Below are 25,967 nucleotides of genomic sequence, written 5' to 3'. Positions count from 1 at the left end.
ACCCGTACAGGCCGGGATGCTCCACGTTGATGGGAGCATCCCGGACCAGATTTACCAAGTGAAGGATGTATTCTTCACCGTCTGTACATTGGGGCCCAGCTTGAAGCTGAAGCGCAGGGGATAGGTTCCCTTCTGGAGCTTCTTGAACGGTGTTTTCCAGAGCGATTCGAGCATAGTGTATACTGCGCCACTGTAGTCGCGCTTTGGGTCACCGACTTCGTACACCGTGGTTTTCTCGATTTTCGGACCACCCTTGCTGTACTCGATGTCACCGTTTTCGTCGGGATTCTGATTGTTTGTGTACACTTTCGCGGTAAAGAATTTCGCCAGACGATTCTGGAAGCTCTGGTAATCCAGCGCCGCCGCAACGCCATGGGTGTAATTGACCGCCATGGACGAAAGAACCAAGTTGGAGTACTGACCGACAGGGAGATTCTGCTGCGGGACTGTGTAGCCCCCGGGTAAATACCCCTTGCCATCCTTGCCGCTGTATGATGGTGCCTTCGGCGCGGGCGGATTGATTTCGTTATCCGACAGACCATCGAGGATACGGCTCTTTTTCCTGTCGATGTGCACCAACGTTTGCGTGTTGTCCCGCCAGTAGCGATAGTACGAGCTGTTCCAGTAGCGGAATGCCGCCTTGAAATACGAGGATTTCGTGGTTTTCATGACGTTGATCACCTGCTGCTGGGGCTGATAGATCTTCGGCAGCGCGAATCCGGTATGCCAGGGTTTGGTCTGTTCGTCCGATTTCACGACCAGCAGGGGACCCGCATTGATATCCTGCTCGTAATACAGTCCGTTTTTCAACACCTGCCCTTTGTACATATGCCCGATAACCTCGTAATCCTCCAGGGCCTCCTGCAAGGTGAAATTCGCTCTGGCCAGCACACTGTTCCCGTTGGTCTCGGACGTCGAGGGTTTGACCGTCGCTGCGTTTATTTTTTGCGGCATGGTATTGTAGGTGCTGGTGCGGAAGTTGATCTCATAGAGCTTCTTGTCGCCTCCCGACACAAGGTTGGCGAGCAGTCGGCTCTGGTTGATCGCAACTGTGCTTGAGGCAAGTTGCTGACCGATGCCGTAGCTTTGATCGCTCCAGCTCCTCTCCTGTGCGTTGAAACTCGACGTTCCGACCTCGGTGACTTGCACGGTGCCCTGCTTTTCGCTGAGCGTCGTTCCGCCTTTCGCCTGATCGCTGCGTGAATCCGCGATGATGGTGGACTGTACGGTTGTCTTCAGCTTGTCGAGCCCGCTGGTGCCGCTGACGAGATTGCTCGTGGTATTGCTGGTGAGTTTTTCGTCGCGTCGCACGATCATGAGTTTGTAGGTCGTATTGTTGTCCAACTGGGGGATGGGGAAGCGTATCTCGCCGTTGACATAGGATACCGGCGTTTCCTTGACACTCATACTGTCTTTATTGTTCAGCGGCTGGAACTTCGCAAGGTACGTACTGGAGAAACCTGGGCGACTGTAGGTGAACAGGCCGTCGGGATGGATGCGCGTAATGATGAAGCCCATCTTGGGCAGGATTTGATCCTGCAGGAAAAAGCGCTGCCGGTCGAGCGGCCAGGAATACTGTACCTGCTCGGAGGGGAGATGGTTCGGTGCCAGCCCGGTCCGGAAGATCACGCTGTCGCGCTCGACGATATGCGTTCCGGGAGTACCGTTTTTCGCATTCTGCGAGTAGAGTGATTTCACAAACTGGCCGTTCTTCTTTTCCCAGGCCGACGCGGTAATACGCGTTTTGAAATACGTATTCGACCGCAATTGCGCTTTCGGCACCAGCACCGCGGATACGCCACCTTCCTGTATGGCCCAGATGCCATCAACCTTCTCCTTCGTGTCCTTGCGCTCGATGCGGTACTCATCGATGTTGATTTTGAAGACGCGCGTGGAGGGATCACCGCTGGGCGTGGTGACGGGGAGCTCGAACTCCTTGTGCACGGGGAAGGTGAACGATGCCTGCGGGATGGTATACACATCCGCGATTTCCTTACCATCAGGTCGGAAATCCGACACGAGCTTGATGTTGTCCAGCGGATTGCTTTGAGGAAGTTTACACTGCTCGCCAACCTCGAACTCGAAGCTCACGCTTCCGCTGATCAAACCACCAAGTATCGAGTAGGAACCGTAAATCACGCCTCCCAGCCACGTGGGGTTGGGCAACTGCGCCTTGAGCGCGGCGCCGGCATCCACACCCAGGATCTCGAAATCACCGCTGATGATGGCGAGATCCACGGAAATACCCACAGCGCCGCTGATGTAGGCATAAGCCTGCGCCTGACAATACCAGCCGTCAAGTCCGACCACCTGGTCGGTATTGCTGCATTTGAGATCGCCGTAATTCATCACCGAGGCGTCGAAGCCGAAACCTGCCGCGAGCGATGCATAGAAAGGACCGAAAGTGAATTTTTTCTTCGGGAAGCCGGACCACACACCAAACGCCGCACCCCCGAAATTCGCGGCCATATCCACCGCGCTCTGGCGGTTGGAGTTGGAGAATTTGGACTTGAGGTTGGGGCTGAGGTGACTCATGATCTGCGAAGGGATTTCCGCGATCTTGTCTATGGTGGTGCCGACTTCGAAGTAGGAATTTGCCGAGAACACGCCCAGGAGTTCCAGATTGATGCGCTGTGTCGGGCGTCCCATCCAGAGATACCACTCCTCGGGACTTGCGAAGAGAACGACATTGCCCCCGCCAGTGATTACATCGTACACATTGAATGCGATGTCGAGATTCCCGGTGAATTCTTTGTGTACGTTATCATAGAAAAACCCGACGCTTCCGTACACCGACGGATCGCTGCGATCATACAGACTGGTCAGCATATAGCCCTGACCGTTCAGGAAGATGCTCGCAAGCCCCCCATTGAGGAAGGACGCACCGAGTTCCACATCCGCATTGAACAACTGATCGGAGGGTGCGGCGATCACCACGGTGGCCTTCAATCCCCATTCGCCCTGCGACGAAGGTGTATACTTGATGCCGGAGTTTGTGACACCGATTTGTGCCGACGCGGAATTGCTCTCATGTCCTTCGGAAATCGTCAGCTTCTGCGCAGGCATTTGTGCCGACATATTGTACCAGGCCCCAATGCCCATCCCTCGGATCACCATCACGCCACCGAGGGGGATGCCTCCCGGAATAATAGCTTTGGCGTCGGCCATCCAGTAACGGAACGAGTTGTTCTGATTCGTCTGTTTGGATCCGAACATCGCCGTCGCATTGATCTCCACCATCTCCAGAAACTGCGCCTGCACGGTACCGAAAAAGCCATTCCCGTACTCGGCGTTGTTCCGGTAGAAAATGATCGTTCCGTCAATTTTCACCGCGGCTCCAAGCTGCGCGCTCAGGGTGATGTCATCGATGTATGCGTCCTCGAAGCCGGGTGTCCGCGTGATTTTATCGTAACTGCCCAGCACTGTGAAATGCGTCTCACCGCTGATGCCCGAGGCGTCGCTCCCGCTGCCCATCAGATTCAGGGCCATGCCGAATTGCAAACCGAATTTCGGCTTGTTGGAAATCAGATCCTCCACCACGGGCTTCACGCCGGTCAATGACACCGGGAAACCACCGACGCCGTGTTGCGGCGATGCCAGCGCCATCTGTCCCAGCTCAAAATACGGCTCGTTGGTGGTAAGCTTGAGTTTGGAGAACTTCAGCCCCGTGAGGTTGATGAGTGGAATGGTTCCGACTGTTTTCTGGAAGCCCAGCATACCGTTAAGCTCGATGAAGGCCTCGAAACCGGTACTGTTGGCGGTAAGCTGAAATATGGATGTGGGTTCGATTGTCAGCGTCAGAGCCCACATCGGTACGTCGATGTCCGCGCCCGGAATCACGTTGCACAGGTAACTCATGCCCGAGTCGGTCTGCGCCAACACCATCGAGTACGCGAGCGGCTGGGTGCTGATCGGGATCTGCAAGGTCCCGTTTAACGAACCATGTTTGAAGGAGCTGTTGGTGATCTGCACGTCAATATGATCCAGACTCGCCCCCCAGGAAGAGACATTCATGTCGGGATACGCGATGATATCGTCGGCCTGCAAGCCGGCGGTGAAGCCGGTGTTATCCACCAGCATATTGTTGATGCTCACCGTGACGGGATTTTGCCCGGTCTTGAATTGTTGCGGCAAGGTCACCGTCGCGGTGGGCATGAAGAAACCATGCCAGCTCAGACTGTCCTTGTTCGGTCCGGTATAATCATCCGGAAACGCCATTTGCGGCGGGTTCTGCGTGTCGGAGAAATCCATCCACATGGAGGGCACGTTGATGGTGAAATCCGGCAAGGCGGTCGGGGCGAAAGTCCCCGATGTACTGAGCTGTACGAGCCAGTTCATGACATTGTCTTTCTGAATATCCGTAATCAGATTCAGCTTCACCGTCTGTCCATTGTCGGGTACCGGCAGCAGGGCTGTACGCGCGAAGCCGACCTCGCCGTGCACATGCAGTTTTTTGAAACCCGTGCAGTCAATTTCGGCATAGCTGCCCTGCCCGTTCTGTTCGCGCAGCAGTTGCACACTCCAGGATCCATTCATGGGATTGTAGCCGAAGTCATCTATCAAATACATGTGAACGGGAGTGTTGCCGGCGCCGATACCGCCCGGATGCATGCAGACACCGTTAACGCCGAAGCCGAGCCGTCCGTTCGGTCCAAAAAAGGGCAGAGGGAGCTGACACACTGCGTTGAACTGCGCGCCGTCCGGATTGAACACGGCACCGATCAGTGATACGACGAGCTGCTGCCCCGTCCCGGGAATGGTGTTGTCGATTCCAACGGGGAGATTCACGGGTGTCAAGCCGGTGAACGCGCTCACGAGGCGTCCGCTCTGTCCCAGCCAGGTCTGAATGTCCTGCATGGTCTGAGGATTCATTCCCACGCGTTGCGCCATGTTGTTGGCCTGCGGAATCGAGATAGGCGATTGCACCACCGCCTGTATTCCGGGATCGAGCACCTGCCTGAGGCTGTTGACACGGATGCCGGTGAACTCCACGATCAGCCGAGCCTTGAGATACGGTACCTGCACCAACCCTTTTCCGCTCAATGCTGACGGACTCGGATTGCTCAGCTCGGTGAGTTCCATCGTGAACAATCCCACTGTCACGCTGTCACCGATGGCCAGACTTCCCGGAAATAGTGTCATGACAGAAGGCGGCGGTGTGATACACGCGGCGTTGCAGCCATCAGGGGATGCATTCTGCTGCTGCTGGTGCTGGACGATGTTTCCGGGTTGCTGCTGTTGTGCTTTCGACGAACCGAACGAAAAAACGCCGATTTCGCTTTTACCCTCATTGCGTGCCGCCGGAACGCCCATGGTGTTGCTGCTCACATCGAGGGCTTGCACCTGCCATGCCCATGCCACGGCCGACGGATATGCGGAAAAAGGTTTATCTGCAGGGGTGTACGGCATGGATGTAGAGGCGATGCGCTTGTCCACGACATGCTCTGTATTGCTCTCGATGGCCTGACGCGGCGTTTGACCGGTGAAAATCGGTACGACGCGGAGACGGTACATGATGCGCATGGATGTGGGCAAAGGCGCCACGGGTGTCCACTGAAATACAGGATTGCTTGCCAGAGGCAACACCTGCTCCTGCCAGGGAGCGATGAGCATCGGCGGATCGGGGATGATCACGTCGAACGGTGCGCACACCGGACTCATGACGGCCAGTTCTGTCACACCATCACTCGCGAGCAAACGGACACAGAACTCGTAACTGCCCTCGGGCAGCGCATCGGTCGTGATCGCGGTGCTGCGCAGCGACTGATCCACTTCGAGCGCTTCCTGCCGGATGATGTCCGGACCGGAGAGTGCGAGTGTGTGCCCCGGCAGTAAGGTGAACCGCGGCATGGCGGGCGAGTCGTCGCGCGTCCGCGCAACGATTGCATCGCTGTTCAGGTCGCGGATGACGATGGAAACGAGAGTATTCTCATGCCGGTCGCGTGACGCGTTCGCGAGCGTCAGACGCACGATGGTCGGGTCGCGGCGCCATTCCGTCAGACTTGTCGGAGTGGGACGGCGCACGAGCACATTCATCGTCACCTGAGCCGCCGCCTCAGACGCACAGAGCGTGGCGAGCAGAAGAGCGAGAAAGAGAAGCGATATGCGATTCATGGTAGTGTAATCCTTGCGTGATCAGAAACCCACGGAGTACTGCAGACTGCCGAACCACTCGTCGTACGAGGGACGGTCCACGGACTGCCCGTAGCTGTAATTGTTATTCGAAAGTGCGAGCGAGAGCGTGCCATAATCCTCGATCGTGTATCCCAGCGAGAGGCGCAGGCTGAATTGCGTATCCTCTGTGGTCGCTGTGCTGACAATATTGTACCCGCCTGTCAGTGACGTACTGAGCGTGTTGTTGAAAAAATTGTGGCCCACTGTTTCGGTAAAGCTCAGGATACGCGTATCGGAAAAGGAAGAAGCCATGCTGTTCCACGTCACACCCGTTGTCAGACTAAGCGTGGAAGGGAACAGGAGAGTGTGCATGAGCGACAGCGCTTCGGAGCTGTTTTTGTTGCCTTCTGTGGTAACGGGGTTACCGTCCGTCGCGGATTGCACCATCAGATTCAGGTTGATGGAATTGTCTCCGCCGAATCCATCGAAGGTGTACGTGGGCGACAGATACAGGGAGTGCGTGAGGTGATCTATGCGCAATGAGTCCTTCGTATGCGTCGAGCGCATTCCGTAATTGCTGTAGTTGGTGCTGATCCCGAGTTGTTCGCTGATCTGCCAGGACCCGGACAGCGAGCCGATGAGACGGGTGGTGCGTGCGAGCCGGTTGTTCCGGAGATTGTTGAACATCACACCCAGCGAACCACGCACGTGCATGCGCTGCTCGCTGAGACGCACCATGGGAGCGAGAGTGAATTCGAAGACGTCGTTCGGCAGCTGCACATAGCCGAGCGAGAAGTAGCCCGGGCCGATCCACCTGCTGTTGAGCGCCACCTGCCAACTCTGCGCGGGCATGATGAGCAGATTGACCTTCGCCGCACCATCCACCTGCGCGGTGTACCCGTCGCGACTGCGTACGCGCAGATCATTGATGGTATGCGAGAGCGCCGCCTCACCCGCGATGCGTACGACCGTTCCGACGGGGAAGCCGAAGCCTAACGATGCGGTCGTGTTCTCTCTTGCGGCGGGCGCGAGACGGCCTTCGTCAACGCGAAAGGTCGCTGTGTCATCGGTGGCGCGCATCGCATTCAGATGCAGAAAAAATTCGCCTTCCTTGCCGTAGCCGACTTTCGCCGCCGTGACCATACGGCGATAGTCCCCTCCGAATCCCGCGGCGGTGTCGGGCGCCAGTCCCTGACGTGCGCGCCCGTACAATGCGGTAATGCGCCAGGGCCCGGGCGACATATCGATACCGCCGCCGAGCAAGCGCTCATCACCGAACGTCAGTTCCGAGACACGGCTGGAAAAGTAGCCTCCGTGCAGACGCAGCCATCCGGCGATAAGGGGACTGACACCGAACTGATTGAACGGTTGATGATAGCCCGACGACTGTGTCGAAATGTACGCTTCGAAGGGCAGATCGATCTGATCGTACAACGTCAGCGTCGTGCGGAGCACAGCGCGGGAGACGTGCTGATCGGACCGGGGTGTCCATTGCGGATCGCTGCTCGACGAGGAGTACAGCTCGGTTGACACCCCCAGTGAACCGCTGAGACGCACGGGCTGTGTTTGTGAGACGGCGGTGAGTGAAAGCGCCAGGAGGGCGAGCAAACAGAGTGCGAGGACGAACGATAGGAGGCGCAGTGATTTCCGGACATGCCGATCCTGGAGCGGATTGTCTCTGTGCATGCTCATGCCGCCGCCGTCGTGCCTTCCCCGCCATGCGCCGCATCACCCCCTCTGATCATCGCTGATGCGATCATTTCATATGCCGCAGTCCAGGCCTCCCGCAATTCCGGCGTGAATTCATCACCAAAGCCCTGCTCGAGCGTGAGCAGAAGTGCCAAACCTACCGTGGCGTACTGTTCCGGGGTGACACCATAGCGCACGTGACGCTGACCGAGACTGTGCAGCGCGGGAAGAATCTGATGCCGGTCATTCAGACCTTTGACGACGAGGGTCAGTGCCGACATCAGCTTCCGCCCCTGTTCGTTGAGGTCGCCGCTGAACAACGGGCGCAGGGAGGGATCGAGTGTGAAGAGATTGTTGTAAAACATCTTCGCTACCCGCTCCGACATGGGCAGGATGCGTGCGAAGCTGCTCTGTACAATGTGAATATGTGACTGGCGCATGGATTGCTCCGTAGTGATACAAAAGGCTGTTCCGATTTTTGTCCTTGAGTGACACTACAAAGCTAATCCGCATGCACAGGGCGGGACAACTGGACAAGTGTACGGTTTATTGCGTGCGAGGAGGGAAAGGAGGGGGAAATGTACAGGCGGAAAGGGATTTTGGATTTACGAATTACGAATTGCGATGTACGATTTCAAATCGTACATCGTGCATCGTACGTCGTCTATCACCCTACCCTCTGCGTTGGCGCATGACTTTCGCGACCGCCTCGGCGCGGGAGGTGACATGCAGTTTTTCGTAGATATTGTGCAGATGGAAACGTACGGTGTGGACGCTGACGAATAATTTTTCCGCTATGGCCTTGTAGCTGTGTCCTTCGATCAACGCTTCGAGCACTTCGATTTCCCTGTCCGACAGCTCCGCTGTTTCGTCGGCGGGTTGGGGCTGCTGGAAGAACAGCAACACCCGTCGCGCGATTTCTCCGGACATGGGAGCACCGCCCGCGTGCGCATCGCTGATGGCCTGCAACACTTTCACGGATTGCGATTTCTTCAGAATGTAACCTACAGCGCCGGCGCGGAGCGATTCGAAGATTTTCTCGTCTTCGCTATACACTGTTTGCATGACAATCTGCACCTCCGGGTAGGACGCTTTCATGGCGCGAACGCATTCGATGCCGTTTTTCCCGGGAAGACCGATATCCATGAGCACGACATCGGGGAGTTGCTCGTCAATATGCTCCATCGCGTCAGCGCAATTTTTGTAGACGCCGGTACAGGCATAGCCTTCGGAAAACTCCAGCATCCATCGCAATCCGTTGCGGATATCCTCGTCATCGTCAACGATGGCGACCCTGATTATTTCGTCGTTGCGTTTTGTTTCCATGGCGGTAATGTAGATGTCCAACGGATTTCGTTCAACTGTACGTTTGTACAGTTCTCTGCTGCGATGCTTTACTCCCGAAGTGGTATTTCAGCGCGAATGCTGGTCCCGTCTCCGGTCGCGGAGATGATGTGAAGTGTGCCGGCTGCCTTCTCGACCCGGTTTCTCATATTGGTCAGTCCGTTGATGCGCGACAGCGCGGCTTCATCGAAGCCGCAACCGTTGTCGCGAATTTCAATGTGTAGGCGGCCATTGTCCACCCGGACCATCATCCCGATCTGTGACGCTCCGCTGTGCCGTATGGCATTGTTGATTGCTTCTTTGCTGACCAACAGGACACAACGGGACAGATCCGAATTCGTCGTTTGCTGTTGTGTGTCGCCCCTCGTCTCCAGCCGGAAGTCTACATCCTGCGACTCACACACGTCCAACGCAAATACACGGACGCGATCAATCAGCCGGACGAGTGAATCGTTGCGCGGGTCTATGGACCAGACCACATCACTCATCCCTTCCACCAATTCACGCGAAATGCTGCCGATTCGGGACATTGTCGCACCGATTTCATGCACGAGTGCTCCATCCACTTTTTGCTGACGCGACAAGCCATGCACCTGCCGCTGCATCACCTCTGTCATCAACGCGATGCGTGTCAGTCCGGAACCGATGTCGTCGTGCAAATCCGCCGCGATGCGCGCACGGATGCGCTCGATTTCCAGGAGCCGTCGGACGCGCCCGCGTATAACGCCGAAGAGGATAAGACCGATCACGGTAATGCTGAGGAGGATAAACCACCACTGCTGCCAGTATGGTCGGTTGATGGTGAACACCAGTCGCGCCGGCTCGCGACTCACCACTCCTTCACCGTTGATGGCGCGTACGAGCAAGGTATAGGAGCCTGGTCGGAGAGCCGCAAAGGCGAGGCTCCGCTCGCGTGTCGGGGCGCTCCACGAGGTGTGTACACCCTCGAGCATGTATTGATAACGAATGGACGCCGGCCTTCTGAGCCGAACCGCAGTGTATTCTATTCTGCAGTTGTTTTCACCGGCCCCGAGCGAAATCGGAGATTGCAGATCAATGAATTTCCCATTCGCCTGCATGCCGGTAATCCGCACGACGGGAGGAACGGTGTCGCGTGCGCTTTTGGTCAGATCAACCAACGTGAGCTGATAACGCGTGGTGATATGCAGAAGCCCGTCCTGCCGTACGGCACAACCATACACGGGGCTGTCGGTGAGGTCCTGGTCTATCCTGAACGGCGGATCGCCGCCCGGGGCGTAGGCCATCCCTGTCTGCGTTCCGATCCAGATCGTGCCATCGCGCGCCTCGGCGAAGCTATGAACTTTGTTGCTGGGGAGGTTGTCCCGCTCTGAGTAACGAATGATCGTATCCCTGTCGACAACGAAAAGACCGTCGAGCAACGTCCCGATCCACATTCTGCCTCGCCGGTCCATGAAAAAATTGCGGGTGCTAATGGTTTCGAGTCCTTTTACGCGTGTCACGCTCGCGGATCCCAGATCACTTGCGTCGATGATGGTGACGCCGGAATTGTAGCCTCCAACCCATATGCGGCCGTAGAGATCCTCGTAGATCTTTCGTATATCCCGCGGGATGCCGGAGAACATCCGGAGCAGTCGGCCATCCTTGAGCGACACAGCTCCCAGACGTCCTTCGCCGAAGTTACACCACAATCTGTCCTTGCGATCCGCACAAATGGTAAATCCGTCGGGCGGTGGCACGTCTCCTCTCGGGACGATGACAGTCGGGACAGGCAGGCCGCGCTGCTGCGTTCCGTAGTGTGCGATATCAAAGAGGGCTATTCGTGCCGAAGCGAAGGTGACGACGAGTCTGCCCTGGGCATCAAGCACGATGGCATACGGATATCCCGTCGGCCATCCTCTGTCGGCGCGATGCAGTGTCCGCGTCCAACGCATCTGACCCGCGGAACGGTATTCCCATATCCCATCCACCGAGGTGAGCCAGAGTACGCCACGCTTGTCGAATACTCCCAGACCGGTGAGGTCAACGTCGGCAAACACCGCAACATGCCGGTCCTCGAGACGCGTGATGCCTTTACCCTCCGTACCAAACCATAAATTGTTCTCCGCATCGAAAAATCCGAGATTCAGGGCAGAGGCAGGAAGACCATTCTCCATGTCATATCTGACACCAAGTGAGGGATCGGGACTCTCGGAGCCGCAAGCGTAGAGCCCGTTGGATGTCCCCACCCAGTAGATTCCATGGTTGTCCTGCACAACAAACATCGGGAGCACGCCTCCGCCGGCAATCTTGCGCGTCAGGACGCCTCCAGAGAATTGGACAATGGAACTGTCGCGCGCGCAGACAAATACGTCACCCTTCGCGTCGTGCATGATGGCATTCGAACCGGTGTAGTAGGCGCCGCTGCTGTCAATGGTGCGCGTCATGCCGCGTCGGGGATCATAGCGGTGTACACCTAAGTCGTTCAATATCCAGACCATACCATCCGGTGTAACGGTAAGACGTGTCACGGTGCGCGCCTTGCCCGTAACAGGAACTCTCTCCAGATCCCCATTGCGGTAGCGAAACAGACCACCTCCAGCCCCTGCCCACACAGTCCCGTCCCGGTCCGTGTCCAAATCCGTGATCCAGGTCGCTCCGGGATCGCTGCTCGGAATCTGCCGGACACGGTTCTGGCGCAAGATATACAGGCCGCGGGTTGTTCCGATGAGCACGGTTTCGTCTTCCACCGGATCACACGCGAGGGCGGTCACCGAAGCGACGGCGAGTCCCTCTTTGCTGCTGAAATTTGTGAAGCTCACACCATCGAAAACGCTCACACCCTCTGGTGTACCGATCAACAAGCGTCCGCTTTTATCCTGTTCGATGCACATGATGTAATTCGAGAGCAGGCCGTCCCGAACGGAAAGGGTATGAAACGGTAATTGCTGCGCCGGGCTTCCGGAGATTAGGAAGATGGTGAGCACAAGAATGTGTCCCGGCAGCCGTCGCTGGGTTTTGCTCCGTAACATCAGGGGTCTGTTCATCGCTCTGAATGGTAACGATAAAAATATACGGTGTAGATCGTGATTGAGCAATGCGCTGAAACTTCGGAGGGTGAAATTCGTACATGCTATATCCACATTAGGAACGCATTTCGCGACCGCTTCCCCCGCAGCGGGGTACGGCGCGGATCATCGAAAGATTTTTTTTTTCACTTTCCGGAGATCTGCATACTCATGATTCGCACAGACCTGTTCACCGCCATACATAAGGCTATTCGCGCGCAGTTATTCGATGCCGCGCTGCGCATGCAGAACCTTGATATACACAACGATGAAGATGTAGTGTTGTTCATCGGCACCATTCGTGACCGCCTCGCCTTTCTCCATGAACATGCCGACAAGGAAGATACCTACGTCTTTCCATCTGTCGCGGAGTTTGATCGTGAACTCGTGAACGCCGTGGAGCGCGAACATGACCAACTGCATTTGTTGACCTCGCAGGTAGAGGAGGCGCTCGATCAATTCGCGTCCGCACCGAAGGAAGATCGGCATGAAGCGCTCTCCGTCGTGCGCCGTACCTTCCATCAGCTGGTCGCTGGTCATCTGTCACACATGAATCACGAGGAGGAACAGATCCTGCCCGCAACCTGGCGCTATCTGACAGAGGAGCAATTGCAGACCATTCTGATGAACATCCAGAAAAACATCCCTGCCGATCGCTACACCGAGTGGATGTATTGGATGCTTCCGGCGTTGCAGCCGCAGGAACTCGCCGGGATGCTTCGCGGGATGGCGGCTTCCGCTCCGAAAGAGATGGTGGATCTCGTCCTGCGCGTCGCCGAGCGGAGCGTGGATGAACATCGACTCGCGCGTGTGCTGGATCTTGCCGGTTTGAAAACCGCGGCCTGACCCGGCCTTCCGTCTCTGTTTCATACGTCCTCCTGAAGGGACAGCCGACGCCTCACCGCCGTTCAAAGCGGTGAGGCGTCGGTGCGTTGCACCTGCCATTGTCGTCAGACGTTGCCGCGAGAGGGAATCAGAAGTATTTTATGCAGCAACTCTGTGGCGGCCGGATCACCTTGTCGTACAGACCGAATAGAGAATCGCATCACGGAGCCACCATGTCCAATAAAAATTCCTTTCCCATCGTCACACTCAAGCGCGGACGGGAAGAGTCGTTGCTGCGGCGCCATCCCTGGGTATTTTCCGGCGCGGTGGCATCCGTTTCGGGCGAGGTCACAGCAGGTGCGACCGTGCTCGTGCGCAGCGCGGAGGGGCTTCAACTCGGCTTCGGCGCATGGTCTCCCGTATCGCAGATTCGGATCCGCATGTGGGGGTACGGCGACAGTCCCGCACCCGATGCCGCACTCTTTCGCGATCGTTTGCGCAACGCGGCCGCGCTTCGATCGCTTGTCATCGATGCATCCGTTACTGATGCATATCGCGTCGTCTTCAGTGAAGCCGACGGGCTTCCCGGTTTGATCGTCGATCGCTATGCGGATTGGCTGGTGTGTCAATTCTTGTCCGCGGGAGTCGAACACTGGCGGGAGGCGATTCTCGACGCTCTCCGCGAGGAATTCCCGGGGCTGCGCCTCTACGAGCGCTCCGATGAGGAGAGCCGCGGCAAGGAGGGGATGGAGCCGCGAAGCGGCGACCTTGGAGACGGACAACCGGACAGCGCCATCCTCATCAAAGAAAACGGCATGCGGCTGTTTGTCGATGTCGTCACGGGACACAAGACGGGACTCTATCTCGACCAGCGCGACAATCGCGCGACGCTCAGAGAATTCGCGGCCGGCAAGGATGTGCTGAACTGTTTCAGCTATACCGGGGGTTTTGCGGTCGCAGCGCTTACGGGCGGCGCCGCGTCGGTGCTCGATTGCGATGCATCGGCCGATGCCCTTGCGCTGGCCCGTGAAAACACCGCGATGTGTCTTCATGCGTCAGCAGCGTACTTCCAGGAGCAGGGCGACGTGTTCAGCGTGCTTCGGTCCTTCCGCGATGCGCGAAAGACGTACGACATCATTGTGCTCGATCCCCCGAAGTTCGCGCATACGGCCGCTGCCGTGAACAAGGCGGCAAGAGGGTACAAAGATATCAACCTGTTGGCGTTCAAGTTGTTACGACCGGGGGGGCTGCTTTTCACTTTTTCCTGCAGCGGTCACATCGTGCCGCCGCTGTTCCGAAAAATCGTGGCCGATGCCGCTGTCGATGCAGGTGTGGATGCCGTGGTATTGCGCGAGATGACGCAGAGCGGCGATCACCCGGCCGCGCTTTCGGTGCCGGAGTCTCTCTACCTGAAAGGTCTGCTGTGTAAAAAGATGTAGACTCCGATTTCTTCTACAGGCATTGCAAAGACGTGTTGGAGGGCCATGGGTGTACGTAAATTCGGTGGTGCAGAAATCCGCTCCGCGGATTGCGCTTGTGTGATGCGTGAGATTGGCATCCCTGAGGTTCGATGTCCTCAACGCATACCCACCACATGCTGAACTGGCAGATTCGGGTCTGCCCGGCGTTTTTAACGTGACCATACAACGACGAGGCCGTCCCGCACACACCCGGGACGGCCTCGTTTCACACGAAGCAAAGAGAACTTTTATTTTCCGTCAATCGTCACGTTGAAGCGATTGAGTACGGTTTCGATCGGAGTTGCGAAGACGGTTGTACCACTTTTTCCGAAAAGGAGACCGACAGGATTTGCGTTGGAGTCGTCCGTTACCACGAGCGATCCCGAATCTCCGGCAATGGCGAATTCGCTGTTTTTACGGGCCGGTTGGATCGCGATCTGATTAATGAAGCGAGCTGAACCACAGCTGTAATTTATACCTACGATGACATTGATCGCGCTTACTTTGCCCTCAGTGAGTCGCGAGCTGCGACCGTATTTCTGAACGGGCATACCGATATATGCGGCGGCCGTGGTGCTCGAAGGGATGCCATACCCATCGGTCGGTGTGGAGTTGCTGATGAGATCCACCGTCGTGGAGGCCATGGCGGCGTCCATGAGATTGTCATACGACGTGGAAAACACGATGCTCTGTACGTCGGCGACACGTCCGACCTCGTCGGTAGTGTTCTGCGTGCAGCTCACGTCCGAGCGCCCCGGCTGGAGAATGATTTCGCCGCTGAGGGCATTGTTCATACGACCAAACACATGATTGTTGCTCAGCACGAACACGGCATCACCGCGACGAACACGCACACCAAGCGTGGCGGAACCGCATTCGTACCAGTTGCTCGTCGCAGAGCCGATGGGTACGGGACGTGAGAGACGATCAGTCGGCGAGCCGGTCGTGGAGGAGGGAGTACCTGTTGGATTTTTTTTCGAGTTCGTCGGCTTGCCACCCCATGAAAGCGCTTCGACGACACCAACGACTTCCTCACGGACGGGAATATCCTCGACATGCTCAGGGATCTTTCCCTTACCGAGAGCGCGCTCGGTGAAAATGATCATGGTGGGATTCCCTTCCTCGTCCATGCCCGTGCCAGTACCCACGACGCCTTTCATTTCAAGAAAGCGTTCCGTGTTGCGGGTCTGCACCTCCATAGCGCGTTGTAAGCCCGGCGCATCCTGCTTCATGGCGCTGAAGGCGGGTTGGTCGGGTGCGAGAGCGGTATCGGGTTGCTCGCCGCAGGCGGTGAGAAGCACGGAAAGCGTGAGCACCGTCAGAGCGGCGCGGGTCAGGGTGCGGATGTTGCTGAGAATGTTCATGGTGTCCTCCAGGGCGATTCGATTATGATTGAAGTGTCCTTGATTTTCCATTCGGGTTCATTCAAGATCCACAGGTCAATTTATCGGGCGAACCTTACAGAGGACTGAATTCTCCATTACAGGGAGCTTACACTTTCATTACGTTTTTGAAAGAAATAGGGAACAGTGTACCCATGTGCCTGCTAAGTCGTTTAATGACAATGCGTTGCAAGTTCTGCACCGCTGTAATCGGAGGTGGCGCGCATAGTGAAAATGGTACACAAACACGCTTGACAGAGCGAGAAATACGCTGCGGATCGGGAGTGCGTCGAGACATCGTGTGTTCCGCAGGCGCTATTTTATTCGGCGAGATGCATCGAATCCTCGGTACGGGCGTAGCTTTGAGCTGCATGATTTTCTCCTTACCGGGCTGGATGAGAGATATTGCGGGAGTGGAATTGGTGGATTGTCGAGGGCAGCGGTGGGGGGGGCAGGAAAGAGCGAGAGGAAGGGCATGCACCCTGGCAGACAGTTTCTGCGCATGCCTCGATTGTGCAATGCAGGTTGCAGCGATGTTGATTCATAAATCGCCTCCTTCCCGGCAGATGGCGTCACCGATTCACCTTGTCTCTCCAGCGGGGTTTCGGTACTTTTCCTTTTTATTCATCAAAGTGTTTTCGGGATTATGAACCTATCCTTCGCGCACGGAATACTGGCAACCATCGTCTTACTTTTACACCTCACCGCAGCACTCCCGGCGCAGGACACGCGGGAAAGCGCGGACTTCAAGCTGGCGGTACGGCTGTACAACGATAAACTCTATGGCCAGGCGGAAGAGCAATTCAAGAGTTTTATCAATCGTTTCCCGAACTCGGCAAGCAGCATCGAGGCGCGATTCTATCTCGGTCTTTTGCAGAAGGAAGCAAAAAAATACGGCGAGGCGAAATCCACCTTCCAGGACTTCGCCCTGCGTTTCAGTGATCACAGCAAGGCACCGGATGCCTGGTGGAATCTTGCGGAAGTCTATGCCGCCGAGCACAATTATCCGGAAGCAGGGCAAGCGCTCGCAAAGCTGAAAAGCTTTCATCCCCGCAGTCCCAAAGCCGCTGAAGCGCTGTTGCTGGCAAGCAGGCATTTTCTCAGAACCGGTGATACCGATAACGCGCGTACCGTACTCAATGCCGTCCTTATCGAGTATCCGCAATCCGCGGTGCGGGCCGAAGCACAGTTCGAGCTCGGACGCATGTATCTCGCCGCCGGCGATCCCGATCGTGCAATGCGGGAATTCCGGCGCCTGCAGACGGAGACCATCCCCGCCGAGCTTCGAGCCCGCACCCTGGCCGCGATCGGGCAGGCGCAGAGCGAACTCGGCAATCGCAGTGAGGCAGAGGCGCGTCTCAACGAAGTCGTGACAACCTATCCCGCGACCGCGGCCGCACAGGAAGCGCGTGTCCTTTTGGCGGATCTGCAGAAGAATTTCCGTGAGTTCGATAAAGCCGCGCAGAACTATCGCGCCGTTGCGGAGAACTCCGCCGCTCCCGCAGAATTGCGCATGCGTGCCTTTATCGGTACGGCTGATGCCGCGATGGCAAACAAAAACAGTGCCGGCGCTCTTGCCGCCTACGACGCCTTGTTCAAACAATTCTCGTCCGGGCAGATCGAACCTTCGATGATACGCTCGGCGGCGCAGGCCGCGCGGCACGCGGGCGACCACATGCGCGCCCAGGGACTGCTCGAAAATCTGCTGGCGGACACGTTGGTGGCCGTGGACCGTCGTGCCGTGATGGCGGAACTGGGAGACATTGCGCGCGATGGACGCTCCTTCGCCGCGGCTGTGGCATGGTACCGCCGCTACGTGCAGCAGTATCCCGCGGACCCGGGAGCGCCCTTCGCACTGCTCCGCATCGCAGAAATCAACGAAAAAGATCTGCGGAACAACAGTGAAGCCCTCACACTGTACGCCTCGGTGATCGAGCGCTTCGGTACGACGCGGGTAGCCGACGATGCGCAATTTGCCAGGGCTCGCGCCCTCGAAGCGCAGGGACGCGGTGATATTGCCGCCGAGGCCTATGCACAGCTTGCCGCCCAGTATCCCGCTTCGGAGCACGCCCGTGAGGCGCTGCGCCGCGCATCGGCACTGCGCGGTGGAACAGGAGCGGCGAGCGGACTCGAGCGGGTCGCGGAGGCCATCGCGGCGCTGCAAGACAAACCCGGTGACGGACGAGTGGATCTGCTGCTCGGGCATCTCTATCTCTTCGATCTCAAGCAGTATGAAAAGGCCGCTCGCTCTTTCGAACGGGCGGGGAGTCGTGGTGTGACCGGCAGCGATGCGGAGGAGGCCGCCTGGGGCAGCGCCATGGCTGCGATACGCATGGCGGAAGCGGGCCAACGCCCGGTGGCGGAAGCCGCACAACGCTGTGAGTCGTTCTTTACATCGTTCAGTGGGGGTGAACGCCGCGACGAATTGGGATGGGCCTTGCTGCAATTGCAAACCATTTCCGCGCAACCCGCCGATGCGCTCGCCGCAGCGTCGCGCTTTCTCGCGTTGCAGCCGGAAAAATACCGCGAAGACGCCCGTTTGATTTCGGGAGATGCATTGCTCGCGCTCGGGCGTATTGACGAAGCGGATAAGGAGTACAGCGCGATTCTGGGGACCTCAGGCCAGACTCTGCGCGGAGCGGAAGCCTGGTACGGGCGTGCGCGTGTCCGTCAGGCGCAGCGCCGTTTCGAGGAAGCCTTGAGCGACCTCGCGGCCTATGAAAGCGCCGCACCGGATGGTGTGAAGGCTGCGGAGGCCATGCATTTGCGCGCGCAATTGCTCGAACGAACGGGCCGCTACGCGGAAGCAGTGGATGTGTATCAGCGGCTCGCTTCCCGCTTCGTGTACAGCGCCTATGCCGACAGTGCACGTTTGGCCGAACCGCGTGCCCTCGTTGCCGCCGGCGACGCGGAACGTGCCTCGGCACGCGCGTTCCGCTCTCTGCGTGAGGTTGAGGACAATCCATTCCTGAGAAGCGCGCTCGGACCCGAGTACCTGTACAATTACGCGGTGACCATGGCGCAGGCACGTGACCGCGCCGGAGCGCGGAAAGCGCTGACCCGCTATCTGCGTGAATACCCCGACGGACAGCATACAGCGGATGTGTATTTCGCGCTCGGACAGATGTATCGCGACGAGGGAAAGGTGGATCTGGCTTCGTCCTACCTGCAACAGGCGGCGACGCTGCGCGAAAGTCCCGAGGCTCGTCGCTCCGCGGCGGATATGCTGTTGGAAAGCGGCCGCTTCGACGCGGCAACCGCCCAGTATGAAAAACTCGCGGCAGCCGCTACGCTTCCGCAGGAGCGACAGTACGCGCAGTCGCGTATCGTCGTGTCTCTCTACCGGGCCGGCAAGCTGCAGGATGCCGACAAAGCGGCGGCGGACTTCCTTTCCGCCCATTCCGGCCTCGAAGCTGCAAAGGATGAATTCGCTCTGGAAAAAGGAAAGCTTTACTTCCGGCAGAGCGACTACCGAAAGGCAGCCGATTTCTTCGACGACGTCGAGGACAGCGATTTGCCCGACCTGGCGGCCCTCGGTATGTTCTGGCTCGGGAAAACGCTGGAGGCCCAGAGCAAAAACAGCGATGCAGTCAAGCAGTTCAATGATGTTGTTAAGAAATACCCGCGCACCGAAGCGGCCGTGGAAGCGATGATGTCGCTTGCCCGCATGAGCATGCGCGCGGAAAATTATCAGGAAGCGGCCACGCAGTTCAAAAGTGTCGTGGACGCCGGGAGCGTTCCCGACGCCGTGCTCAAGGAAGCGCTGAATGGATTGATCAAGGCGTACGAGGGACTCAGCGTGAACGATGCCGCCGCCGAAATGACGCGGAAATTCATCGAAACCTGGCCCGAGGATCCCACGGCATTTCGCAAGAAGGTGAATCTCGGTGTGTACTACTATCAGTTGCGCTACTTTGACAGAGCGATTACGCATCTCGAGAGTCTCCTTTCCGAGGCCGCCCCGGACGATCAAGCGGAAATCCGCTACTACATCGGCGAGAGTTATTTCTACAAAGGTGACTTCAATCAGGCAGCGCTCGAGTTTCTGAAGGTGCCGTATCTCGTCATCGGTAAAACGGAAATTGACTGGTCGGCGAGTTCCTACTATATGGCGGGTCGTGCCTATGAAGAGTTGTCGCGCCCCGCGCTTGCGGTGGAAATGTATCAAAAGATCATCGACACACCGGGCGTTGATCCGCGTTTCCGCGCGGAAGCCGAGAAAAATCTCGCGCGCGTCCGGGCCCTGCTCGAATAGCACAAGGAGGCCGTCATGGGCGGCATTGAATGGACACAGGAGTTGCGCTTCGTCGTGGCCCTGGGTCTGGGCTTACTGATCGGTCTTGAGCGGGAAAGCTCGGGCGCCGATCGTGCGACGGGGAAGGTGTTCGCCGGTGTGCGGACCTACACCATCATCAGTCTCTACGGTTTTGCCTGTGCCTGGCTCTATTCCATCGGCGCCGTGTATGCGTTACCGGTGGGCATGCTCTCCGTCGGCGCTATCGCTCTGATGGGCTACATCGCCAAAGTACGCGAGGGACGTGTGGGCTGGACGAGCGAGATCGCGGCGATGCTGACGTTCGTGACCGGAACGCTCGCTCTTCTCACCGATGTGTGGGTCCCCATCACCCTCGGCGTCGTCAGTACGATGCTTTTGTCCGAAAAAGGGGAGCTGGAGCATTTCGTGGACCGGCTGGACAAGGCCGAGTTTCTTGCCGTACTGAAATTCCTCCTCATCACGGCCATCATTCTCCCCGCGCTTCCTGACCGCGGGTACACGCGTTTCGGTATCAATCCTGTGCGCGTATGGCAAATTGTGATTCTCGTGTCCTCGCTGGGCTTCGTCGGCTATGTGCTCACAAAGCGCCTGGGAGACAGAATGGGATTATGGCTCTCCGGTCTGCTCGGTGGTATCGTGTCCAGTACGGCGGTGAGCATCGCGGCCGGACGCATCGCGCAGCGCGCGCCGGAACTTTCCTTTCAAGCCCTCCGCATGGCCATGCTGGCCGGCGCAGTGATGTACGTTCGCATCCTGGTCATTGTGTGGGCGATCAATCCCGTGGTCGGAGTTTCGCTGTGGTGGCGCTGTGCCTTGCTGGCTGTTGCGGGTGCGCTGCTCGCGATGCAGCCTGGGAAGAGCAGGGTACAGACCGATCCGGCACATCTGGCGACACTGCGCAATCCCTTTGAACTGCGTCCCGCCCTCATATTTGCCGCGGTGTTCGTCCTGCTCATCATCGGCACCTCATTGGCACGCGAAAGCTTCGGAGCGGCAGGACTGCTGTTTTTAGCGGTGATTGTGGGTTTAGTGGACATCGATCCCTTTATCGTGAGTCTCGTGCAGGAGCAGACCCACGTTGCGACAATGGTGCTGCCGATCCTGCTGGCGATGATGAGCAACACCGCTGCGAAGGGAATCTACGTGGCGGTGCTGAACAGGGACGCGAGAAGACAGACGCTGTTGCGCTATGCTCTCTGGGCGATGCTTCACGTCCCGTTACTGCTGTGGTAGTCGCCGGGGAGCTGTCCTCTGTGCGTGCATGGTATCGCTGCCTGCACATAGCCGCACTGCCGGGGACGATTATAGATCAAGATTATCCGGAGCAGCTTGACTTTTACCTGACGGATAGCGAAGTTGCACTATTCGCCGAGTACTCATGACGTATTATCCTGGCATCAATGGAGGTTTGAATGGTACGGAGTTGGCTACGTGTCTTGCTGCCGATGCTCTGTGTCGCTGCTTTGTGGACTACGGTACAGGCACAGACCAAGGCCGTCGGTCCGGTTCTGAAAATCACCCCGGATCCGGTTGATTTCGACTCCGTGTATTGCCGGCAGCGTCACTGCACGCCGATCACCTTCAGGAATATCGGCGATACCACTCTCGTTGTCCACAACCTCGACAAGATCAACAGACCGTTCTATGCGCGCATCGACACGCCGTTTACGCTCCAACCCGGAGAGGCACGGACGTTCGAGTATTGCTATACCCCGCTCACCTGGAGTAAGGACAGTCAGCGCGTGAAACTCCGCGTGGATTCGCGCGTGCCGATGTCCATCGGTATGCTCTTCGACGTGAGTTTCAGCATGATCACGATTATGCCCGATGGGAAGCGGCGCATCGACGGGACGAACAAGGCTGGTCGGGAATTCGTCGGTTACCTGCTCGACACGCTTGGCATCGAGGACGAGGCGGCGGTTTTCACCTATGACGCCACCCAGAACTTCAAACGTGTCCAGGATTTCACAAAGGATACGGCGGCGCTGCGCGCGGCAATTCCAACGGTGGTGACCGGCACCTCAACCTGCACCTACAACGCGATCGCGCGGGTTATCGATACACTGAACAGAAGATCCAATGCCCGCTTCGTGGTTATTCTCACCGATGGAGACGATAGTGGTCCGACCTGTGGTTCCATCGGGGTGGACGACGTGTTGCAGAAAGCAGCGGAGACCAATACCCGCGTCTACGTTGTCACCATCGGGAATGTGGACCAGTCGCAACTGGCCCGTATCGCCACCTCCACAGGAGGAGCCTACTTCAATGCCAGTAATAGTCTCGATCTTCTCGCCATTTATCGGCAGATCGCCACGGAGCTGAGCAAAAACAATGTTATGGATTTCCGGACCAAGGGAACGGCCATCGGACCGCGTATAGAAATCGAACCAAAGGATCTGCAGTTCGACAGTGTGCGCGTCGGACAAACGAAATGCCTGCCGATCAGCATACGCAATGGGGGCAATATGCCGTTGCACGCGGATTCCGTACGAAAATTATTCAAAGCTCCATTTTCCCTACACGACCTGATCCCGGCCTTTATCCTGCCGTATCAAACAGTCCCCGCCACATTGTGTTTTTCGCCGACGTTGCCGAGGGATTACACGCAGGCCATAACCTTTCTCGCGTCTCCGTGTGAAGTGTTCAACGACACGATACGCGCCGGAGCGCAAAGTTATCTTCTGCCGCGCGTGATCCCGCCCCGGCCGATGCTGAGCTATACTTCACCGGTGTTTGACACCACCCTGTGTCGCACGACGGAATGTCTGGAGATGGTATTCCGTAATACCGGGGATACAATTCTCACGATACAATCCGTCGATCCCATCCAGCCGCCGTTCCGCGGAAGTATTCCGGCCCCCTTCAGTATAGAGCCCGATGGCGAACGACGCTTCACCGTGTGTTATTATCCCGAGGAAGCCCCGCGCGATGATACCTTGCGGGTCGGCTTCGAGGCGGAATTGCGACCACCGCAACACATCGGTCTGCTGTTTGACGAGGGGAGGGAGATGGAAGAAGAATTCCTGCCTGGCGTCTCGCGCCTGACAGCGGCCATTTCCGGGGCCAGCGACTTTATTGATGGTTTGCTGTTCAATGAAACGGATCCCGACCACGCCGCGGTCATGCACTTCTCCTCCGGTATGCCGCTGGCGAGCACGGGTATGAGCACCGATCGCGCACTCCTGCAAGCGTCGTTGAGCAGTCTGACCCGCGATAAAGCATCCTGTATCTACGATGCCGTAGAGCAGGCCGTGGATTCCGTCGCCACGCAAGCAGGTTCACGAAAGCTGCTGCTGTTCACCGCCGGGATCAGCGCCACAAATGGCTGTGGTGGCTCGAGCGCGCAGCGCGCCGGTCAGTACGCCGCGTCGAAGGGTGTGCCGATCATCGTTCTGCAGCTGGGCGATGCCGACAGCAGCGACATCGCCGACATGGTTGCTTTGTCCGGTGGTGAGTACTACCGTCCGGGTGATCTGTTCGATCTCATCCTCACCCTGCGTGATCTCAACACCCGAATGACAGGACTTGTGCGGAGCGAAATGCATGCCATCGCACACGCTGTGACACCGATCCTTACAACAAGCGTCACAGAAATTGATTTTGGTGCCGCGGACACCTCATCGGAAGTCAGACGCTGCTTCACCGTGTACAACCGCGGCACGGCGCCATTGCGCTTCTTTGATCCGTACGCTCCGACGGCGCCTTTTCATTATGATTCGTTGAGCACGCCGGGTTCCGGTTTCCGGGGGATGAGCCTGACGGCCGATGCGGATCCGGATACCGTTGTTGTCATGCCCGGAGATTCGGTGGTGTACTGCATCACCTTCAGACCGATACGCCATGGCGCGGCCACCGACACCATCACCTTGTTCCACAACGGCTGTATGCAGCCTGAGCAGCGCATTGTTTTGAAGGGGTTCGGCATCGCACGCCCCGCCGTCATGTGGACCTACCCTTCGCCGCTTGTCGTCCCCACGTCGTCACATCATAATCTCCCCTGCGGCCCGGTGCAATGCTGGCCGTACACATTCAGCAATCCCGGCGGAATGGATAACGTGGTGCGACTGCTGCGCGGTCCCTCACCGCCGTGGTCGGTCACACCTGACGATTCTCTGCGTATCCCTGCGGGTGGCTTCGCTTCGATGGAACTCTGTTTCGATCCTTCCGCCGGCGGTGAAAACAACGACACCATCATTGTTGCCACCAGTATACGTCCGCAATTCGGCATTGTCGCTCTTCTGGCGCGGGACGCCTCTATGAGCGCCTCTCTGCCCGAGGGGCTGGAGGTGGACGCGGCGGCAATGGCGGCTGTCCGTATTCTCGGTGAGAACCTGCGGCGCGATACGACGGACGGCGACGTTTTGCAGGTCTATACTCTGGGCAACGGTGCACCCGAACTCGGCATCGAGTACACAGATACGGGCGTGAGGGAAGTCCGCTGGCCGCCGCCGGCTCCGTCGGGCACTCCTGCGGAATTGCGACCCGCTCTGGAGCAGGCGATAGACCTTGCTGCGCAGTTGGACGGCAGTCGGCATGTCATACTTTTCGCTTCGGAGGTGCTGACGGCTGGCGGATTCGATGCTGCCGCGCTGTACGCGTATGCCAGTGCACAGGGTGTGCGGTTGCATCATCTGCTCTTCTCTCCCCAAAGCAGCGATTCTCTGCGTAAATATGCCGGGTCGCTGTGGAGTTACGCGGAGTACTCGAATATGGAAGCGTTGTCAGCGGATCTCCACGCCGCGACCTTGAGCGGGCTTGCCGTGCGGTATGATACCACAGCGCTCTTCGCCCGCGTCGACGTTCCGAACCTCGAAGTTCAACCGACACAGCTGTCCTTTGGCTCCGTCACTGTCGGCAGCGACCGCTGCCTGCCTGTGCAATTGCGCAATACCGGATCGGCACCGCTGCGGATCGTGTCCATCATCAATCCGGCCGATCCCGTCCCCGTAGAGATCCCCGCCGAGATTCCGCCGAATTCGCAGGCGACCATCAGCCTTTGCTTCAACGCAACCGGCTTCGGCGAAGCAACCGCCACCGCGCTTGTCGTGTACGACGGATGTCCGCTCGACACCGTGCGCATTGCCATGACGGCCTTCGGCAGCGACAGCCTGACTGTCGGTATCAGCGGCGAGTTTGTCGGTAAACCCGGCAGCGTCGTGCACATCCCCATCCAACTCTACGCACAGCTTCCATCGGAATACGATGTCCGCAGTGTGGAAATTGCAGTAGAGCACAACAAGACCATGCTGTATCCGCTGGAAGCCCGGATTGCACAGCAGGGTACGCTCATGGGCACGCAGCAGATAGAGACGCTTTCGATGCAGCCGAGTTACGGTGATACCACAGTCACGACGCGCTACCGCTTCACGCGCGGTGTGCCGTTGAATAATCCGACGCCCGGTGCCGTCATGCTACGCCTGCCGTACCTCGTGCTGTTGGGCGACGCATTGCGGACGCCGCTGCGCATCACCGACATTCGCTTCAATGACGGACTGCCGCGCGCCGGTGTCGCCGTCAACGGCGTATTCCGAGTGGACAGTATCTGCTTCATCGAGCAGCGCTTGCTTGATGCGGCCCACAGGGGACCGGCAAAAATCACCGGTGTGTCCCCGAATCCCTTCAACGGCAGCACCGTGATCGGCGTCACAGTAGTGAGTGCTTGTGACGTCCATATCACGCTCCTCGATATCATGGGTCGCGTTGTCGCCGAACCGGTACATTCCTGGCTCCAAGAGGGCCGGTATGTATTCACCATTGATGCCGTTGCCTGGCCCAGTGGTGTGTACCTCTGTCGCATGGTCGCGGGAGGGCAGGTGAGCACAGTACGACTGATTCTGGCACGGTAGGAGGA

General features: G+C 57.8%; 11 protein-coding genes. 5 read left to right on the top strand and 6 right to left on the bottom strand.

What is annotated here, in order from left to right:
- Window positions 1-51 precede the first annotated feature (51 nt).
- From M5R41_07695 to M5R41_07675, 5 genes are all read right to left on the bottom strand, one after another.
- Window positions 52-6,114, bottom strand: coding sequence for a hypothetical protein (locus M5R41_07695; GenBank protein MCZ7556268.1), 6,063 nt, complete (start codon window positions 6,112-6,114; stop codon window positions 52-54).
- A gap of 21 nt (window positions 6,115-6,135) precedes the next feature.
- Window positions 6,136-7,806 carry a hypothetical protein gene (locus M5R41_07690; protein MCZ7556267.1) on the bottom strand — a complete coding sequence of 557 codons (1,671 nt, stop codon included), beginning with the start codon at window positions 7,804-7,806 and terminating at the stop codon, window positions 6,136-6,138.
- Window positions 7,803-8,243, bottom strand: a complete 441-nt coding sequence (locus tag M5R41_07685; GenBank protein ID MCZ7556266.1) for a globin domain-containing protein — start codon at window positions 8,241-8,243, stop codon at window positions 7,803-7,805. The genes M5R41_07690 and M5R41_07685 overlap by 4 nt, the downstream gene beginning before the upstream one ends.
- 232 nt (window positions 8,244-8,475) lie before the next feature.
- Window positions 8,476-9,129, bottom strand: coding sequence for a response regulator transcription factor (locus M5R41_07680; protein MCZ7556265.1), 654 nt, complete (start codon window positions 9,127-9,129; stop codon window positions 8,476-8,478).
- A 68-nt stretch (window positions 9,130-9,197) separates the two neighbouring features.
- Complete coding sequence (locus tag M5R41_07675; GenBank protein ID MCZ7556264.1) at window positions 9,198-12,152, bottom strand: histidine kinase; 2,955 nt, start codon at window positions 12,150-12,152, stop codon at window positions 9,198-9,200.
- A gap of 192 nt (window positions 12,153-12,344) precedes the next feature.
- Here M5R41_07675 and M5R41_07670 point away from each other — a divergent pair, with 192 nt between their 5' ends.
- Window positions 12,345-13,019, top strand: coding sequence for a hemerythrin domain-containing protein (locus tag M5R41_07670; protein MCZ7556263.1), 675 nt, complete (start codon window positions 12,345-12,347; stop codon window positions 13,017-13,019).
- 212 nt (window positions 13,020-13,231) lie between these two features.
- A complete protein-coding gene (locus M5R41_07665) occupies window positions 13,232-14,437 on the top strand; it encodes a class I SAM-dependent methyltransferase (protein ID MCZ7556262.1) in 1,206 nt (401 codons plus the stop codon).
- Between the two features lie 269 nt (window positions 14,438-14,706).
- Here M5R41_07665 and M5R41_07660 read toward each other — a convergent pair whose 3' ends face one another.
- The gene (locus tag M5R41_07660) at window positions 14,707-15,822 is read right to left on the bottom strand and encodes a S1 family peptidase (GenBank protein ID MCZ7556261.1); all 1,116 of its coding nucleotides are present in this window, start codon (window positions 15,820-15,822) and stop codon (window positions 14,707-14,709) included.
- 664 nt (window positions 15,823-16,486) lie between these two features.
- On the opposite strand from M5R41_07660, the gene M5R41_07655 reads away from it, so the two are divergent.
- From M5R41_07655 to M5R41_07645, 3 genes are all read left to right on the top strand, one after another.
- Window positions 16,487-20,095, top strand: a complete 3,609-nt coding sequence (locus M5R41_07655; GenBank protein MCZ7556260.1) for a tetratricopeptide repeat protein — start codon at window positions 16,487-16,489, stop codon at window positions 20,093-20,095.
- 15 nt (window positions 20,096-20,110) lie between these two features.
- Window positions 20,111-21,349 (top strand): DUF4010 domain-containing protein, encoded by a 1,239-nt coding sequence (locus tag M5R41_07650; protein MCZ7556259.1) that lies wholly within the window; start codon window positions 20,111-20,113, stop codon window positions 21,347-21,349.
- 179 nt (window positions 21,350-21,528) lie between these two features.
- Window positions 21,529-25,962 (top strand): choice-of-anchor D domain-containing protein, encoded by a 4,434-nt coding sequence (locus tag M5R41_07645; GenBank protein MCZ7556258.1) that lies wholly within the window; start codon window positions 21,529-21,531, stop codon window positions 25,960-25,962.
- The last annotated feature ends 5 nt before the right edge of the window (window positions 25,963-25,967 follow it).

Source organism: Bacteroidia bacterium (genome assembly GCA_027493955.1).
GTDB lineage: Bacteria > Bacteroidota > Ignavibacteria > SZUA-365 > SZUA-365 > JAOSJT01.
The sequence above is the reverse complement of the archived record's forward strand: the minus strand, read 5'-3'. Positions and strand labels throughout refer to the sequence as shown.

Coding starts and splice junctions, on each gene's coding strand:
- M5R41_07660 (MCZ7556261.1), bottom strand. CDS start 15,822: ATGAACATTCTCAGCAACATCCGCACCCTGACCCGCGCCGCTCTGACG.
- M5R41_07650 (MCZ7556259.1), top strand. CDS start 20,111: ATGGGCGGCATTGAATGGACACAGGAGTTGCGCTTCGTCGTGGCCCTG.
- M5R41_07690 (MCZ7556267.1), bottom strand. CDS start 7,806: ATGAGCATGCACAGAGACAATCCGCTCCAGGATCGGCATGTCCGGAAA.
- M5R41_07670 (MCZ7556263.1), top strand. CDS start 12,345: ATGATTCGCACAGACCTGTTCACCGCCATACATAAGGCTATTCGCGCG.
- M5R41_07645 (MCZ7556258.1), top strand. CDS start 21,529: ATGGTACGGAGTTGGCTACGTGTCTTGCTGCCGATGCTCTGTGTCGCT.
- M5R41_07655 (MCZ7556260.1), top strand. CDS start 16,487: ATGAACCTATCCTTCGCGCACGGAATACTGGCAACCATCGTCTTACTT.
- M5R41_07680 (MCZ7556265.1), bottom strand. CDS start 9,129: ATGGAAACAAAACGCAACGACGAAATAATCAGGGTCGCCATCGTTGAC.
- M5R41_07665 (MCZ7556262.1), top strand. CDS start 13,232: ATGTCCAATAAAAATTCCTTTCCCATCGTCACACTCAAGCGCGGACGG.
- M5R41_07695 (MCZ7556268.1), bottom strand. CDS start 6,114: ATGAATCGCATATCGCTTCTCTTTCTCGCTCTTCTGCTCGCCACGCTC.
- M5R41_07675 (MCZ7556264.1), bottom strand. CDS start 12,152: ATGAACAGACCCCTGATGTTACGGAGCAAAACCCAGCGACGGCTGCCG.
- M5R41_07685 (MCZ7556266.1), bottom strand. CDS start 8,243: ATGCGCCAGTCACATATTCACATTGTACAGAGCAGCTTCGCACGCATC.